The organism is Enterobacter sp. SLBN-59 (assembly GCF_024807915.1).
GTDB classification, from domain to species: domain Bacteria; phylum Pseudomonadota; class Gammaproteobacteria; order Enterobacterales; family Enterobacteriaceae; genus Enterobacter; species Enterobacter asburiae_B.
Map to the genome: position 1 here is coordinate 1951061 of NZ_JANUFI010000001.1, position 15492 is coordinate 1966552.

The window sequence follows — 15492 nt, forward strand, 5'->3', positions numbered from 1 at the left end:
AAGCGGAGGCCGCGCGCGCAGCCTCCGTTTGGTCAGAAAATAATCTTGTGACGCCCTGCCAGTGAGTGCGACAGCGTGGTGCCGTCGACCATTTCCAGCTCGCCGCCCACCGGCACGCCGTGGGCGATGCGGCTGGCGTCAACGCCGTACTGCGAGCACAGTTCGGCGATGTAGTTGGCGGTTGCCTCCCCTTCCACCGTTGGGTTGGTGGCGAGGATCACCTCTTTGATGGTTTCGGACTCAAGACGCTGTTCAAGGCGGTCAAGACCGATATCATCCGGGCCAATACCGTCCAGCGGGGAGAGATGCCCCATCAGCACGAAGTAGCGACCGGAAAACTGCCCGGTTTGTTCGATGGCGTAGATGTCCGCCGGACTCTCCACCACGCAAATCTGACCGTTTTCCTGACGACGCGGGTTCGTACAAATGTTACACACGTCCTGCTCGGTAAAGGTGCGGCAATCCGCACAGTGACCAATTTCTGACATGGCGCGGGTTAAAGCCTGCGCCAGGCGCATCCCGCCGCTGCGGTCGCGCTGCAATAGCGTAAACGCCATGCGCTGCGCCGACTTCGGGCCAACGCCCGGCAGGCAGCGCAGTGCTTCCATTAACTGCGTGAGCAGCGGACTGGTTTGCATCAGAATGGCATCTTGAAGCCAGGCGGCAGCTGCATACCGCTGGAAACAGAGGCCATTTTCTCTTTCTGAGTTTCGTCGATACGGCGAGCGGCATCGTTAAACGCGGCTGCAACCAGATCTTCCAGCATCTCTTTGTCGTCTTCGAGCAGGCTCGGGTCGATTTCCACGCGACGGCAGTTGTGCGCACCGTTGATGGTCACTTTGACCAGACCGGCACCGGACTCACCCGTGACTTCCAGCTGAGCGATCTCTTCCTGCATCTTCTGCATTTTTTCCTGCATCTGCTGAGCCTGCTTCATCAGGCCACCCAGACCGCCTTTTCCACCAAACATAGGCTTCTCTCTTCTTTCACGTTTAAGGATTACAACCGTAAGTCAGACTCACGATCAAATGGGGCGAATACTCTCTTCATCCAGATCGGCGTCGAAGAACCGGCGCAGGGTCTGAATGTTGTTATCCGCAATAATCGCCTCGCGCGCCTGCGCGAGCTTTTCTTCATAAATGGCCTGGCGCCACTCGAGCGGCGTTTTCACTGCCGGATTATCATCTTCAATGATAGTCAATTCAACCGGCGCACCCTGTAATGCGGTGAGCGCCTCGGCCAGCGCCTTTTGCGCGCCAGGGGAATTGAGGTGCCGCTGGCCCGGACGCAGGTGTAAACGCACCTGATTACCGTCCTGCTCTTTCCAGGCATTCAGCGCGACCTGCTCGACCAGCTTCGGCAGCTGGAGTTTGCTGACCTCGGCGGCCCAGGCGTCGCGCGCAATGGACTCTTCGGCAAGCTTCGCGGAAAGCTCCGGCGTTTTCTCATGCTCCAGCGCCTTTTTCAGCGCTTTCGGCGTGGCGACCTCTTCCTTCACCTCTTCGGTGATGGTGGTTGCCTTCCAGCGGTAAGCCTCTTCTTTCACCGGGGCTTTCTGCTCGAGCGCGGACGGTGCCGGACGCGACTGTACGCGCTCCGTTACCGAGGCCAGTCGTTCAAGCGCGGCGTTGTTCACCGGCCGCGCTCTTCCTGGCGCTGCCGGTTCACTCTTTTTTGGTTTGGTTACTCCCTGCGCACGCTGCAGCTGGCTGCGTGCGGCAAGCACCGAACTGGTGGCATCCGACAGCGGCACGTTTTGCGGCGGCGGCGGTGTCGGCTGCGCTGGCACCTGCTGCGGCGACATCACCGCCGTAGGGGCGACCGGCGCGAAAGACTGCCGCGGCGCTTCCGGCTCCGGCAATGGCATGCGCGGGTGGAACGCCAGCGCGCGCAGCAGCGTCATTTCAACGCCCATCCGTGGATCCGGCGCGAAAGGTAGCTCTTTGCGGCCAATCAGCAGCGTCTGATAGTACAGCTGCACGTCGGCAGGCGGCACGGTGCGGGCAAGTTCACGCATCCGCTGTTCAATGGCGGCCATATCCGCACCGATGGCGGACGGAGAAAGCTGCAGCATCGCCACGCGGTGCAGCAGGCTGAGCATCTCAACCAGCAGTCCTTCCCATTCGATACCGCGGGCAGCGGCCGCGTTCACCTGCGACATCACGCGTTCGCCGTTGGCGGCAATCATCGCCTCGATAAGCGACAGCGCCTGATCGTCATCCAGCGTGCCGAGCATGGTGCTGACCGCCTCGGTGGAGAGCTTGCCGTCACCGCTGGCAATCGCCTGGTCGGTCAGGCTGAGCGCATCACGCAGGCTGCCGTCCGCCGCGCGGGCCAGCAGCTGCAGGGCGCGCGGCTCGTGAACGATCTTCTCTTCATCAAGAATGTGCTCAAGCTGCGCGCGGATCTGCTCAACGTCCAGCGCCTTCAGATGGAACTGCAGGCAGCGCGACAAAATCGTGACCGGCAGCTTTTGCGGATCGGTGGTCGCCAGCAGGAACTTCACGTGCGCGGGCGGCTCTTCCAGCGTTTTCAGCAGGGCGTTGAAGCTGTGGCGCGACAGCATGTGCACTTCATCGATCAGGTAGACCTTGAAGCGGCCGCGCGCCGGGGCGTACTGCACGTTATCGAGCAGATCGCGGGTATCTTCCACTTTGGTACGCGAGGCGGCGTCGATCTCGATCAGATCGACAAAACGCCCCTGCTCGATCTCCCGGCAGTTATCGCACACGCCGCACGGCGTGGCGGTGATCCCGGTTTCGCAGTTGAGACCTTTTGCCAGCAAACGGGCAATAGAGGTCTTACCGACGCCGCGGGTGCCGGAGAAAAGATAGGCGTGATGGATGCGACCTAGCGACAAGCCGTTCGCCAGGGCCGTCAGCACATGTTCCTGACCGACAACGTCAGCAAAGGTTTGTGGTCGCCATTTACGGGCTAACACCTGATAACTCATGGGCAGGCTCTGCAACGCTGGAAGGTGAATTTATGGAGGGGAATGCTATCACAACCTCACCCATTGAGCGAGGTTGTGAAAACCGGGATTAATGACCCGGGAAAGGCACCAGGCTGTAGCTGGTGATGCCCTGTTTTTCCAGGCGCTGTTCACCGCCGAGATCGAACAGGTTGATGATGAATGCCGCGTCGGTCACTTCACCACCCAGACGACGGATCAATTTCACGGTCGCTTCAATGGTACCGCCGGTTGCCAGCAGATCGTCCACCACCAGCACTTTGTCGCCAGGCTTGATCGCATCAACGTGGATCTCCAGCTGATCGGTGCCGTACTCCAGCTCATAGCTCTCAGCAATGGTTTCACGCGGCAGTTTGCGCGGCTTACGCACCGGCACAAAACCCACGCCCATTGCCAGCGCAACCGGTGCGCCAAACAGGAAGCCACGGGCTTCGGTACCTACTACTTTGGTGATCCCGGCGTTTTTATAACGCTCGACCAGCAGTTCAATGCTGAGCGCGTACGCTTTCGGGTCTTCCAGCAAGCTGGTGACATCACGGAAAAGAATGCCAGGCTTTGGATAGTCCTGGATGCTTTTGATGCTGTTTTTCAGATATTCAAGCTGCTGTGCAGTTGCGGTCATCGGTTTTGCCTAAATGAAACAGTGTTACTCACAGCGCGCAACGAGTCGGCCAAGGCAACAATTGTTTAACCTTTGACCAGGCGCACCTGTGCTCGAAAACGGTCGAATTTACTGGCTGCGCGTGATAATTGCAACAGCCATGATGAGGCTTCAGTGCTTTTGTTGCTTTTCATCAACCACGGGGATCCGCCACATGAAGAAAAGCAGGCAGGAGAGGATCGCCAGCAGCAGAATACGTACCCACATCATTTTCACCAGCCATAATGAAATAGCGAAGGTGATGAGGATCACCGCGATCGCGCGCGGCTTCGCGCCGGGCGGCATGGCCCGGTGTTTTTGCCAGTGCCGCAGATAGCCGCCAAACCACGAGCGATAGAGCAGCCAGTGGTGAAAACGCGGCGACGAGCGGGCGAAGCACCAGGCCGCAAGCAGGATAAACGGGGTGGTCGGCAGCAAGGGTAAAAACACGCCCAGCGTGCCAAGCACTACCGCGAGCCAGCCAATGATGATTAAAATAGTACGCTTCATAATGCGAATCGTTATCAAACTGAACGGCTACTTTACCACTGGAGAGCGCCTTGAAAACAGCACTGCTTCTTGAGAGGCTGCAAAATCAGCTTATTGTTCTGCGGGAGCAGGCTACACCGCTGATGGGCCACGCCACGCTGAAACCGCGCTTTGACCGGCAGCTTTTTCGTACCCGCAGCACCGTCATTCAGGATTACCTGGCGGAAGCGCAGACCAACCTCGACGAGCTTCGCCATGCGGTTGAGAGTGAACAGCAGGAACAGGTGGCGTGGCTCGCAGAGCATCTCACAGAGCAGATCACCGCTCTGCATCGCGAAATCGCCGCCTGGCCGCTGCGCGCCTGGGACAGCGCCTCGCCGGGGCTCGGTAAATGGCAGCGCAAGCGGCTGGAGAACCAGGAGTTTGAGCGCCGGCTGTTTGAGATGAAGCGCGAGCGCGAGACGCGGCTAAACAACAGCGAGACGCTGGAAGAGCAGCAGCTATTGATGCGCGAGATTAGCGCGCTGGAAGGACGTATCGTCCGCTGCCGTCAGGCGCGGGACGAGATTGAGCGCGTCATTGAACGTTTGACCCGTTAACAGGAGCCACACCCATGTCACTGGAAAATGCACCCGATGAGGTCAAGCTGGCCGTCGATTTGATTATGCTTCTCGAGAATCATGAGATCCCCGCCGAGACGGTGCTTAAGGCGCTGGAGATTGTGCGGCGGGATTTTGAAGGAAAATTACCCTCACCCCAACCCTCTCCCTGAGGGAGAGGGGGAAAATCGTTCCCTCGCCCCTGAGGGCTGAGAGAAAATAGATTAAGCAGGCGTAGGATCGTCACCCTTAATGTCGCGCTTCACTTCCGTATGCTCATCACCTTTCTCGTTGCGCAGGTGAACCTCGAGCTGGTTGAAGGCGATATTAATATCGTTTTCACGGCACAGACGATCGATAGAACGGTTGAGTTCATCCACCGTGTAGCTGCGGTCACGCAGCTCGCGCACGTATAAACGCAGCTCGTGATCCAGCGTGCTCGGCCCAAAGGTGGTGAAGAAGACCGCCGGCGCCGGATCGTGCATCACTTTCGGATGTTCTGACGCCGCCTTGAGCAGTACCTCTTTCACCTTCTCCAGATCCGATCCGTAGGCTACGCCCAGGCGGATCACCACGCGCGTCACCGTATCGGAAAGCGACCAGTTGATCAGGCGCTCGGTCACGAACGCTTTGTTCGGGATGATCACCTCTTTGCGATCGAAGTCGGTGATGGTGGTGGCACGAATACGGATCTTGCTGACCGTACCGGAGAAGGTGCCGATGGTGACGGTATCGCCGATTCGTACCGGACGTTCGAACAGGATGATCAGGCCGGACACAAAGTTACCGAAGATCTCCTGCAGGCCAAAACCAAGACCGACCGAGAGGGCGGCCGCCAGCCACTGCAGTTTATCCCACGAGACGCCAAGCGAGCCAAAGACCGTCATCGCCCCAACAATAATGATCACGTAGTTGAGGATCGTGGTAATGGCGTAGGACGCCCCCTGGCGGAGATTCAGACGCGACAGGAGCAGCACTTCGAGCAGGCCTGGCAGGTTGCGAATCAGCGCCCAGGCCACCACCGACGACACCAGCGCAAACAGCAGGCTGCCCATGGTCACGCTTTTCATGACCGCCGCGCCCGCTTCGGTACCGTTGTATTGCCAGAGGGTAATACTGTCGAGATAGGCGAAAACGGTAATAAGATCGGACCAGATGGCCCAGAACATCACCGCAAACAGGGCGATCATCACCAGCATGGTGATACGCAGCGTCTGCTGGTTAACCTGCTCCAGGGCGATGGTCGGCTCTTCCTGCGGCTCCGCGCCTTCGGCCCCCTCTTTCACCTGATGCTGACGACGCGCGATAGCACGGCGATAGGCGATGCGGCGGGCCGCCACGCTCAGGCCGCGCAGCACGGTCTGATAGAGCAGGTTCCAGACGATCACCAGATAGACCGTTTCAATCCAGCGCCCGGACAGGCGCAGCGTGGTATAGAAGTAGCCCGTTGCCGTCAGCACCATCAGCGCCAGCGGAATGATCGCCAGCACCGTCACGGTGGCCAGGCGAATATTGTGGGACTCTTTATCACGCCAGCTGTCGCGGCACATCGGCCACATCAGGATCGCAATCAGCAGCAGGTTCAGCAGGATGACCAGCTGGCCCAGCACGTCATCCATCAGGTGCAGCGGAGAAAGCTCAGAGACAACCGACCAGAAGTGCAGCGGCAGGAGCGCCAGGCTGATGCGCACAATCTGACGACGCCAGTGGCTGGTCAGCTGTGCAGGCATGTTGAAATGACGCACCGCCACGCCGTCTTTTTCCAGCACCTTCCAGCACACGCCAAAGACCAGCCAGAACAGCGCCAGTTTTTTACTGAACGCCCACAGCAGATCGCTGACGTTGAGCTGCATCGTGAGCAGAATCAGGCCCACCGCCAGAATAATCAGACACACCGGCAGGGCGCGGATGAGATCGATGAGAATCGCTTTTGGCGTATGGAGCTGGCTATCGTTGCGCAGCTGCCCCACTTCGGAGGCCAGCTTCGCCTGATATTTTTTCAGCCAGCCCAGACGCCAGCGGATCAGGCCGGCAATCAGCAGCAGCGGTAATCCCGCCAGCAGGGCAATCGTCACCGCAGGCCAGGCTTTCTCCCAGTTTACGGTGATCTTCATGCTCTTAATCTGCGTTTTCAGCGTCTCCGGGAAGGATTTGATCCAGTCCCAGTCCATCGGTTTGTTGCTGTTCACCCAGAAAATCTGCTGGGTCAGGATCTCCTGCAGACTTTTCGAAACGCTCACCAGCTGCTGCTGGTTGATTTGCAGGTTAATGGCCATCATCAGCTGGTTGCCCAGCTGTTTGTTGAGCTGGTCCAGCAGCTCGCGACGCATATCGACGACCTGGAGCAGCGCGTCGTGCACTTCCGGGTTCACGTCGCTGGAATGCCCCTCTTCAATTTTGGCGACAAAGGCATCGCTCTGGAAAAGGGCATCGCGCTGCTGGTTGACGTCAAACTGTTCCAGACGTAAATCCGCAATGCGGTTGGTCATGTCCTCCAGCTCATCGGCGGACGGGAGCGTCTGCTGCTGCTGGTAGAGAATACGCGACAGCAGGAGGCTGCCCTTCAGGACCGCAATCTGCTCTTTGATGTTGCGCTCAGCCTGCAGCGCGCGATCCAGCCAGTTCTTCACTTTGATATTTTGCTGAACCAGCGAGTTGCCGTTTTCCGTCGCCAGTATCAGGCGCTGGCTAAGCTGGTGGTTGGCCTCGAGCTCCTGTTTCACCAGCGGATTTGCCTGAATGCGGGCGGTTTCGTCAGGCGATACGGCCTCCTGGGCGGTTTTTTCCGTCAGGGTCAGGCGTTTGCTGTTTACCGCCTCCTGCAACAGCTGAAGCTGGTGTTCCAGGCGGTTAATATTCGCGGTGACGTAATCACGCTGTTTCTGAAGCGTGTCCTGCAGCACCGTATTCCCTTCCAGGCTTTTACGCTGCTGTTCGATTTGCGCATTGAGCAAGGTCTGCTGTACCAGCAGCAGGGTTTGCTGCGTCGGGCGCAGCGTGCCTTCGCCTACCGTCGTGCCGTTCAGACGGTTGCGGATCTGCTGCAGCTGCTGAGACGCGGCGTACATCGCGTTTTGCACGCGCTCGGGCTGGGTCTGAAGCGAGACAAGCTGGCTGTTATAGGTTGCGAGATCCGACTGCGCGGTTTGCAGGTCGTCAAGCAGCTGCGCGACGCGGGACTCCAGCTGGCGTAAAGAGAGCGTCGAGAGCGTCTTGCGCGTCTCGTCATCGTTATCCACATCGCTGAGGGCATTCAGCGCGTCGGTGGCCTTACGCATGTTTTCAGGCGCCTGCGCCACCTTCTGGCGAAGCTGGACGGTTTCCGCTTTGATGCGTTCAATTTTATCCAGCGTTTCCAGCGTTTCCGTCAGATCCTGCTGGACGAGTTTCTCCTGAGGGGAGAGATCTTTTTGTTTGTTCAGCGTGTCGAGCTGCGACTGAACATCGCCGCGCGAGGGAATATCATTGCTGTTATCGGCGCGGGCCCAGGTCAGCGGCGCCGTGGCGAAGAAAAACAGCATCGCAAAGAGCAATGCAAAAACAGGATGTTGCGAGCGATTGATGGGCAGCATAGTTGTGAATGATGTCAGAAGATGACCGAAAATAGTCCGGCGTGAAGAATATCACGCTCGCTGAAAGCAGAATAGCGCGAACGTTATCCTCTGAGATAAATCCTGGAAAGGGATCAGGCCGTTAGCGAAGGCGCGTCGCTGCGCAGCGTGGGGCAGAGCTGTAGCATTTCCAGTAAAATCGCCACGTAGCTGCGGGCTTCCTCTTTGAGGTCAAAGGATTGCGGTGAGAAAAGCCAGTTTTCCATCAGACCTGAAATGTAGCTGCGCATCAGGATTGCCGCCCGTCGGGTCAAGAGATTGGCCGGTAAGAGTTTTGCCTGCATACACAGGTTCAGATTCTGTTCAATACGATCATAGCTCTCCAGGCTAAGGCTGCGTTGCGCCTGCTGCACCACCGCCATCTCGCCCACGAACTCGCATTTATGAAAAATAATCTCCATCATTAATCTGCGACGTTCTTCAACTACCGTTGCTTCAAGGATATATACTAATATTTCTCTCAATACTGAGAGTGGATCGTCAGGGAATTTTGCCCGATACTCACTCTCGAGATCGCTAATGCTGGACTCTGAAAGCTCCCAGATTTCACTGAACAGATCTGACTTATCTTTAAAATGCCAGTAAATCGCTCCTCGCGTCACACCGGCAGCCTGAGCAATCTGCGCCAGCGAGGTGGATGAAACACCCTGCTGCGAGAACAAACGTATTGCCACATCCAGAATGTGTTGTCGGGTTTCCAGCGCTTGTTGTTTAGTTTTTCGTGCCATAGGTGGGTGAATTTACAGGAGTCAGATTTACATACATTTGTGAATGTATGTACCATAGCATGACGATAATATAAACGCAGCAATGGGTTTTTAGACTCAGGACCCTTGATCAATTTGAAATCGGACACTCGAGGTTTACATATGAACAAAAACAGAGGGTTAACGCCTCTGGCGGTCGTTCTGATGCTCTCAGGCAGCTTAGCGCTAACAGGATGTGACGACAAACCAGCTCAACAAGGAGCTCAGCAGGCGCCAGAAGTAGGCGTCGTGACGCTCAAATCTGAACCTCTACAAATCACCACCGAATTACCAGGCCGTACCAATGCTTACCGCATTGCGGAAGTGCGTCCTCAGGTCAGCGGCATTATCCTGAAGCGTAACTTCACCGAAGGTGGTGATGTGAAAGCCGGTGAGTCTCTGTATCAGATTGATCCAGCAACCTATCAGGCCTCTTATGAAAGTGCGAAAGGCGACCTGGCGAAAGCACAAGCCGCGGCCAAAATTGCTCAGTTGACGTTGAACCGCTACCAAAAGCTGCTCGGTACCAAGTACATCAGCCAACAGGATTACGATACCGCTCTGGCCGATGCACAGCAGGCTAACGCGGCCGTGGTGGCAGCCAAAGCGGCCGTCGAAACCGCGCGCATTAACCTGGCCTATACCAAAGTGACCTCCCCTATCAGCGGTCGTATTGGTAAATCTTCCGTCACGGAAGGGGCGCTGGCGCAGAACGGTCAGACCAATGCGCTGGCAACCGTGCAGCAGCTTGATCCGATCTACGTTGACGTGACGCAGTCCAGCAACGATTTCCTGCGCCTGAAACAGGAGCTGGCTAACGGCACCCTGAAACAGGAAAACGGCAAAGCCAAAGTGGAGCTGATTACCAATGACGGTATCAAGTTCCCGCAGGAAGGTACCCTGGAATTCTCTGACGTGACGGTCGACCAGACTACCGGTTCCATCACCTTACGTGCGATTTTCCCGAACCCTGACAAAAATCTGCTGCCAGGTATGTTCGTTCGCGCGCGTCTGGAAGAAGGAACGAATCCAACCGCACTTCTGGTTCCACAGCAGGGTGTGACCCGTACGCCACGCGGCGATGCGAGCGCGCTGGTTGTTGGGGCTGATGACAAAGTCGAAACGCGCAATATCACCGCCACCCAGGCGATTGGCGATAAATGGCTGGTGACGGAAGGTCTGAAAGATGGCGATCGCGTGATTGTTACTGGTTTGCAAAAAGTTCGTCCTGGCGCGCAGGTTAAAGCACAGGAAGTGAAATCTGACGATAAACAACAAGCTTCGGCCGCTGGCCAGTCAGAACAAACCAAGTCTTAACTTAAACAGGAGCCGTTAAGACATGCCTAATTTCTTTATCGATCGCCCCATATTTGCGTGGGTGATCGCCATAATCATCATGCTGGCCGGGGGACTTGCGATCCTGAAGCTGCCTGTCGCGCAATATCCAACGATTGCGCCACCGGCGGTGACAATTTCCGCAACCTACCCGGGGGCTGATGCGAAAACGGTGCAGGACACCGTCACCCAGGTTATCGAACAGAACATGAACGGTATCGATAACCTGATGTACATGTCCTCAAACAGTGACTCCACCGGTACGGTGCAGATCACCCTGACCTTCCAGTCAGGTACGGATGCTGACATTGCGCAGGTTCAGGTGCAGAACAAACTGCAGCTGGCAATGCCTTTGCTGCCGCAGGAAGTACAACAGCAGGGTGTGAGCGTCGAGAAATCGTCCAGTAGCTTCCTGATGGTTGTCGGCGTTATCAACACCAACGGCACCATGACGCAGGAGGATATTTCCGACTACGTGGGCGCCAACATGAAGGACGCCATCAGCCGTACTTCCGGTGTGGGTGACGTGCAGCTGTTCGGTTCCCAGTACGCGATGCGTATCTGGATGGATCCGAACAAGCTGAACAACTTCCAGCTGACGCCGGTTGACGTGATCAGCGCGATTAAAGCGCAGAACGCCCAGGTAGCGGCCGGTCAGTTAGGCGGTACGCCGCCGGTGAAAGGCCAGCAGCTTAACGCCTCGATCATCGCGCAGACCCGTCTGACCTCTGCCGATGAATTCAGCAAAATTCTGCTGAAGGTGAATCAGGACGGTTCGCAGGTTCGCCTGCGCGACGTGGCGAAAGTTGAGCTGGGCGGTGAGAACTACGACATCATCGCGAAGTTTAACGGTAAACCGGCTTCCGGTCTGGGTATCAAACTGGCGACCGGCGCTAACGCCCTGGACACCGCCACGGCGATCCGCGCAGAGCTGAAGAAGATGGAACCGTTCTTCCCGTCAGGTCTGAAAATCGTTTATCCGTACGACACCACGCCGTTCGTCAAAATCTCGATTCATGAAGTGGTTAAGACGCTGGTTGAGGCGATCATCCTGGTATTCCTGGTGATGTACCTGTTCCTGCAAAACTTCCGCGCGACGCTTATCCCAACGATTGCCGTGCCGGTGGTATTGCTCGGGACCTTTGCGATCCTGTCGATATTCGGCTACTCGATAAACACCCTGACGATGTTCGGGATGGTGCTCGCCATCGGCCTGCTGGTGGATGACGCCATCGTCGTGGTCGAGAACGTCGAACGCGTGATGGCGGAAGAAGGTTTGCCGCCGAAGGAAGCGACCCGTAAATCAATGGGCCAGATCCAGGGCGCGCTGGTCGGTATCGCGATGGTGCTGTCTGCGGTATTTATCCCGATGGCCTTCTTCGGAGGCTCTACCGGTGCGATTTACCGCCAGTTCTCCATTACCATCGTTTCCGCGATGGCGCTGTCGGTACTGGTCGCGTTGATCCTGACCCCTGCCCTGTGTGCCACCATGCTGAAGCCAATTCAGAAAGGCGGTCACGGCGAGCACAAAGGGTTCTTCGGCTGGTTTAACCGCATGTTCGATAAGAGCACGCATCACTACACCGACAGCGTGGGCAACATCCTGCGCAGCACCGGTCGTTACCTGCTGCTCTATATCATCATCGTGGTGGGCATGGCCTTCCTGTTCGTTCGTCTGCCAAGCTCGTTCCTGCCAGATGAAGACCAGGGCGTGTTCCTGACGATGGCACAGCTTCCGGCGGGTGCCTCGCAAGAGCGTACCCAGAAAGTGCTGGATGAAGTGACGGACTACTATCTCACCAAAGAGAAAGACAACGTTGAGTCCGTGTTTGCGGTTAACGGCTTTGGCTTTGCGGGTCGTGGTCAGAACACCGGTATTGCCTTCGTTTCTCTGAAAGACTGGTCTGAACGTCCGGGCGAAAAGAACAAGGTTGAAGCCATCACCGGCCGTGCAATGGGAACCTTCTCGCAGATTAAAGATGCGATGGTCTTTGCCTTTAACCTGCCAGCGATTGTTGAACTGGGTACGGCGACCGGTTTCGACTTCCAGCTGATTGACCAGGGCGGTCTGGGCCACGAAAAACTGACGCAGGCGCGTAACCAGCTGTTTGGTGAAGTCGCTAAACACCCTGACCTGCTGGTCGGCGTGCGTCCAAACGGCCTGGAAGATACGCCGCAGTACAAGATCGATATCGACCAGGAGAAAGCCCAGGCGCTGGGCGTATCCATCAGTGACATCAACACCACGCTGGGCGCAGCCTGGGGCGGTAGCTACGTTAACGACTTCATCGACCGCGGTCGTGTGAAGAAGGTGTACGTGATGTCAGAGGCGCAGTACCGTATGTTGCCTAACGATATCAACAGCTGGTTCGTGCGCGGCAGCAATGGTCAGATGGTACCGTTCTCGGCGTTCTCAACCTCACGCTGGGAATACGGTTCGCCGCGTCTGGAACGCTATAACGGTCTGCCATCGATGGAGATCCTGGGTCAGGCTGCTCCGGGCCGAAGCACCGGTGAAGCCATGAACCTGATGGAAGAACTGGCAAGCAAACTGCCTGCGGGTATCGGCTATGACTGGACCGGTATGTCCTATCAGGAACGTCTGTCCGGTAACCAGGCCCCTGCCCTGTACGCCATTTCACTGATTGTGGTCTTCCTGTGTCTGGCGGCACTGTACGAGAGCTGGTCGATTCCGTTCTCCGTTATGCTGGTGGTTCCACTCGGGGTTATCGGTGCGCTGCTTGCGGCAACGTTCCGTGGACTGACCAACGACGTTTACTTCCAGGTAGGCCTGCTGACAACCATTGGCTTGTCGGCGAAGAACGCGATACTTATCGTTGAATTCGCCAAAGATCTGATGGAGAAAGAAGGCAAAGGCCTTATTGAGGCGACGCTTGAAGCGGTTCGTATGCGTCTGCGCCCAATCCTGATGACGTCGCTGGCGTTTATCCTCGGCGTACTGCCGCTGGTTATCAGCTCCGGTGCGGGCTCCGGCGCGCAGAACGCAGTAGGTACAGGCGTGATGGGCGGTATGGTTACCGCGACCGTACTGGCTATCTTCTTCGTACCGGTGTTCTTCGTGGTGGTTCGCCGCCGCTTTAGCCGCAAGAATGAAGATGTTGAACACAGTCATTCGGTAGAACCTCACTGATACCGGTTCCACATGATAAAAAGGCCGCATTAGCGGCCTTTTTCATTTTCAGAAAAAATCATAAATTACGCTTATTGTGGCTCTATTTATTTTCTGCCATCTTAAATAGACATATCATAATTAACTGATACCTTAATCGGTGAATTCAGGATTTTTTTAATTTCATTTCCCCGCTTAAGCTATTAGGAATATTCCTAATAAGAAGTTCTTACAAAGATAAGTCTGAATCTGAACTTTTCTCATCATTTTTGCTAAGCCGATGAAACGTAAGGAAGCGATAAAACCCCGTCGTTAATTTGGATAAAAACGTTGAGTCCAGGGTGACCATTTGCGTGCACGCTCCCAGCCTACGGTTTTTATTTGTAATTTTTCGTAATAGCGCGGTGAAATCCAGGAAGGAGTGGCTTATAGTTAGGTTATCAGGAACACAGCACTCATGTAGCTAAGTCAGTTGTATCCATCCCGACAATGATGTTCGGTGAGTAAGAAATCACTCAGAAGGGGATGCGCTATGGACGAGTACTCGCCAAAAAGGCATGATATCGCGCAGTTGAAATTTCTCTGCGAATCCTTGTACCATGACTGCCTTGCCAATCTTGATGAAAGTAATCATGGCTGGGTAAACGACCCAACATCTGCCATCAATTTACAGTTGAATGAGCTGATAGAGCATATCGCAACCTTCGCACTTAATTATAAAATTAAGTACAATGAAGATAATAAGCTCATTGAGCAAATTGATGAATACCTGGACGACACCTTTATGTTGTTCAGCAGTTACGGCATTAACGCTCAGGATTTGCAAAAATGGCGTAAATCGGGAAATCGGCTATTCCGCTGTTTCGTCAACGTGAGCAGAGCTAACCCGGTGAGTCTTTCCTGTTAAAATTATTACAATTACTAAGGTGAATTTATGTCTGATAAACCACTCACAAAAATCGATTATTTGATGCGCTTACGACGTTGTCAGTCAATTGACACGCTTGAGCGCGTCATTGAAAAGAATAAATACGAGCTTTCTGATAATGAACTGGCGGTATTTTATTCAGCCGCTGACCATCGTCTTGCTGAACTGACAATGAATAAGCTGTATGACAAAATCCCTACTTCTGTGTGGAAATTTGTCCGTTAATCTTTGAAGGGTGTCTGTAGAGTTCTACGCCTCGTTCTGAGTATTTACCTGTCCCGTTATGCTCCCTGTGCCCAGGCCAGGTCTCCGTGTAAAACGTGTTCATCAGCAGCAATGTTGTGACGTCAGTCACATCGGCTTTTCGGGAACGTTCCCCTTCTGGCCTGTTCCGATTACCCTTCGGTAATAACATCCAGAGAGGTTTCCAATGAGCTTAGAAAAACAGAAAATGATTGCCGGTGAACATTACCGCCCCGGCGATGAGACGTTACGGGCTGACCGACTGCGGGCCCGCCATCTGGTATATCGCTATAACCACACTGCGCCTGATGAAAAAACAGAACGCCAGAACATTCTGGCGGAACTTCTGGGACAAAGTGCAGGCGCTTATATTGAGCCGAGCTTCCGCTGCGACTATGGATATAACATTTATCTCGGCAAAAACTTTTACGCTAACTTCGACTGCGTAATGCTGGATGTCTGCCCTGTTTATATTGGCGATAACTGTATGCTCGCACCGGGTGTTCATATTTATACGGCCACCCACCCGCTGGACGCGGAGGAACGGAATAGCGGCGTGGAGTTTGGAAAACCCGTCAGGATTGGCAATAACGTCTGGATTGGTGGCCGGGCGGTCATTAACCCTGGCGTCACCATTGGTGATAATGTGGTGGTGGCCTCCGGTGCCATCGTGACGAAAGACGTCCCGGCTAACGTCGTCGTTGGCGGCAACCCGGCCAAAATCATCAAAACGCTGTGAAGTTACGGGGAGCCAACTGTTATGGTCTTTTAGGGCCAGACTGTTACTTTTTTCAGCCAGA

The 15492-nt window shown here is 55.4% G+C and carries 13 protein-coding genes, 1 pseudogene and 1 other annotated feature; of the genes and pseudogenes, 7 read left to right on the forward strand and 7 right to left on the reverse strand.

Features of this window, described 5'->3' with window-relative positions; genetic code table 11:
• Nucleotides 1–32: 32 nt before the first annotated feature.
• The 5 genes from recR to M2422_RS09390 form a co-directional block, all read right to left on the reverse strand.
• Entirely contained in the window at nucleotides 33–638 is a 606-nt protein-coding gene (gene recR / locus M2422_RS09370; RefSeq protein WP_008499298.1) for a recombination mediator RecR, read from the reverse strand.
• Complete coding sequence (locus tag M2422_RS09375) at nucleotides 638–970, reverse strand: YbaB/EbfC family nucleoid-associated protein (RefSeq protein WP_003858972.1); 333 nt, start codon at nucleotides 968–970, stop codon at nucleotides 638–640. The genes recR and M2422_RS09375 overlap by 1 nt, the downstream gene beginning before the upstream one ends.
• Nucleotides 971–1024: 54 nt before the next feature.
• Entirely contained in the window at nucleotides 1025–2953 is a 1929-nt protein-coding gene (gene dnaX, locus M2422_RS09380) for a DNA polymerase III subunit gamma/tau (protein WP_064673430.1), read from the reverse strand.
• Nucleotides 1631–1695 (reverse strand) — a sequence feature (DnaX frameshifting element). (Overlaps the previous gene by 65 nt.)
• Nucleotides 2954–3041: 88 nt before the next feature.
• Nucleotides 3042–3593 carry an adenine phosphoribosyltransferase gene (apt, locus tag M2422_RS09385; RefSeq protein ID WP_000127359.1) on the reverse strand — a complete coding sequence of 184 codons (552 nt, stop codon included), beginning with the start codon at nucleotides 3591–3593 and terminating at the stop codon, nucleotides 3042–3044.
• 150 nt (nucleotides 3594–3743) lie between these two features.
• Nucleotides 3744–4121: a DUF454 family protein gene (locus M2422_RS09390; protein WP_033144794.1), complete on the reverse strand. Its 378-nt coding sequence runs from the start codon at nucleotides 4119–4121 to the stop codon at nucleotides 3744–3746.
• Between the two features lie 50 nt (nucleotides 4122–4171).
• Here M2422_RS09390 and priC point away from each other — a divergent pair, with 50 nt between their 5' ends.
• Together priC and rsmS are read left to right on the forward strand one after the other, a co-directional pair.
• Nucleotides 4172–4699: a primosomal replication protein N'' gene (gene priC / locus M2422_RS09395; RefSeq protein ID WP_064673431.1), complete on the forward strand. Its 528-nt coding sequence runs from the start codon at nucleotides 4172–4174 to the stop codon at nucleotides 4697–4699.
• 14 nt (nucleotides 4700–4713) lie between these two features.
• Nucleotides 4714–4912, forward strand: a pseudogene (rsmS, locus tag M2422_RS09400) (pleiotropic regulatory protein RsmS).
• 11 nt (nucleotides 4913–4923) lie between these two features.
• On the opposite strand, the gene mscK reads toward rsmS, so the two are convergent.
• Both mscK and acrR read right to left on the reverse strand, forming a co-directional pair.
• On the reverse strand, nucleotides 4924–8271 hold the full coding sequence (mscK, locus tag M2422_RS09405; protein ID WP_064673432.1) for a mechanosensitive channel MscK: 3348 nt from the start codon (nucleotides 8269–8271) through the stop codon (nucleotides 4924–4926).
• Between the two features lie 113 nt (nucleotides 8272–8384).
• Complete coding sequence (gene acrR, locus M2422_RS09410; protein ID WP_033144791.1) at nucleotides 8385–9038, reverse strand: multidrug efflux transporter transcriptional repressor AcrR; 654 nt, start codon at nucleotides 9036–9038, stop codon at nucleotides 8385–8387.
• Between the two features lie 141 nt (nucleotides 9039–9179).
• Between acrR and acrA the strand changes: the two genes are divergently transcribed.
• The 5 genes from acrA (at nucleotide 9180) to maa (ending at nucleotide 15431) form a co-directional block, all read left to right on the forward strand.
• Nucleotides 9180–10373: a multidrug efflux RND transporter periplasmic adaptor subunit AcrA gene (gene acrA / locus M2422_RS09415; protein WP_259140511.1), complete on the forward strand. Its 1194-nt coding sequence runs from the start codon at nucleotides 9180–9182 to the stop codon at nucleotides 10371–10373.
• A 22-nt stretch (nucleotides 10374–10395) separates the two neighbouring features.
• Complete coding sequence (gene acrB, locus M2422_RS09420; RefSeq protein WP_029741964.1) at nucleotides 10396–13542, forward strand: multidrug efflux RND transporter permease subunit AcrB; 3147 nt, start codon at nucleotides 10396–10398, stop codon at nucleotides 13540–13542.
• Nucleotides 13543–14053: 511 nt separating this feature from the next.
• A complete protein-coding gene (gene tomB / locus M2422_RS09425; protein WP_008499288.1) occupies nucleotides 14054–14428 on the forward strand; it encodes an Hha toxicity modulator TomB in 375 nt (124 codons plus the stop codon).
• A 27-nt stretch (nucleotides 14429–14455) separates the two neighbouring features.
• Nucleotides 14456–14674 carry an HHA domain-containing protein gene (locus tag M2422_RS09430; protein ID WP_008499287.1) on the forward strand — a complete coding sequence of 73 codons (219 nt, stop codon included), beginning with the start codon at nucleotides 14456–14458 and terminating at the stop codon, nucleotides 14672–14674.
• 205 nt (nucleotides 14675–14879) lie between these two features.
• On the forward strand, nucleotides 14880–15431 hold the full coding sequence (gene maa, locus M2422_RS09435) for a maltose O-acetyltransferase (protein ID WP_064673433.1): 552 nt from the start codon (nucleotides 14880–14882) through the stop codon (nucleotides 15429–15431).
• The last annotated feature ends 61 nt before the right edge of the window (nucleotides 15432–15492 follow it).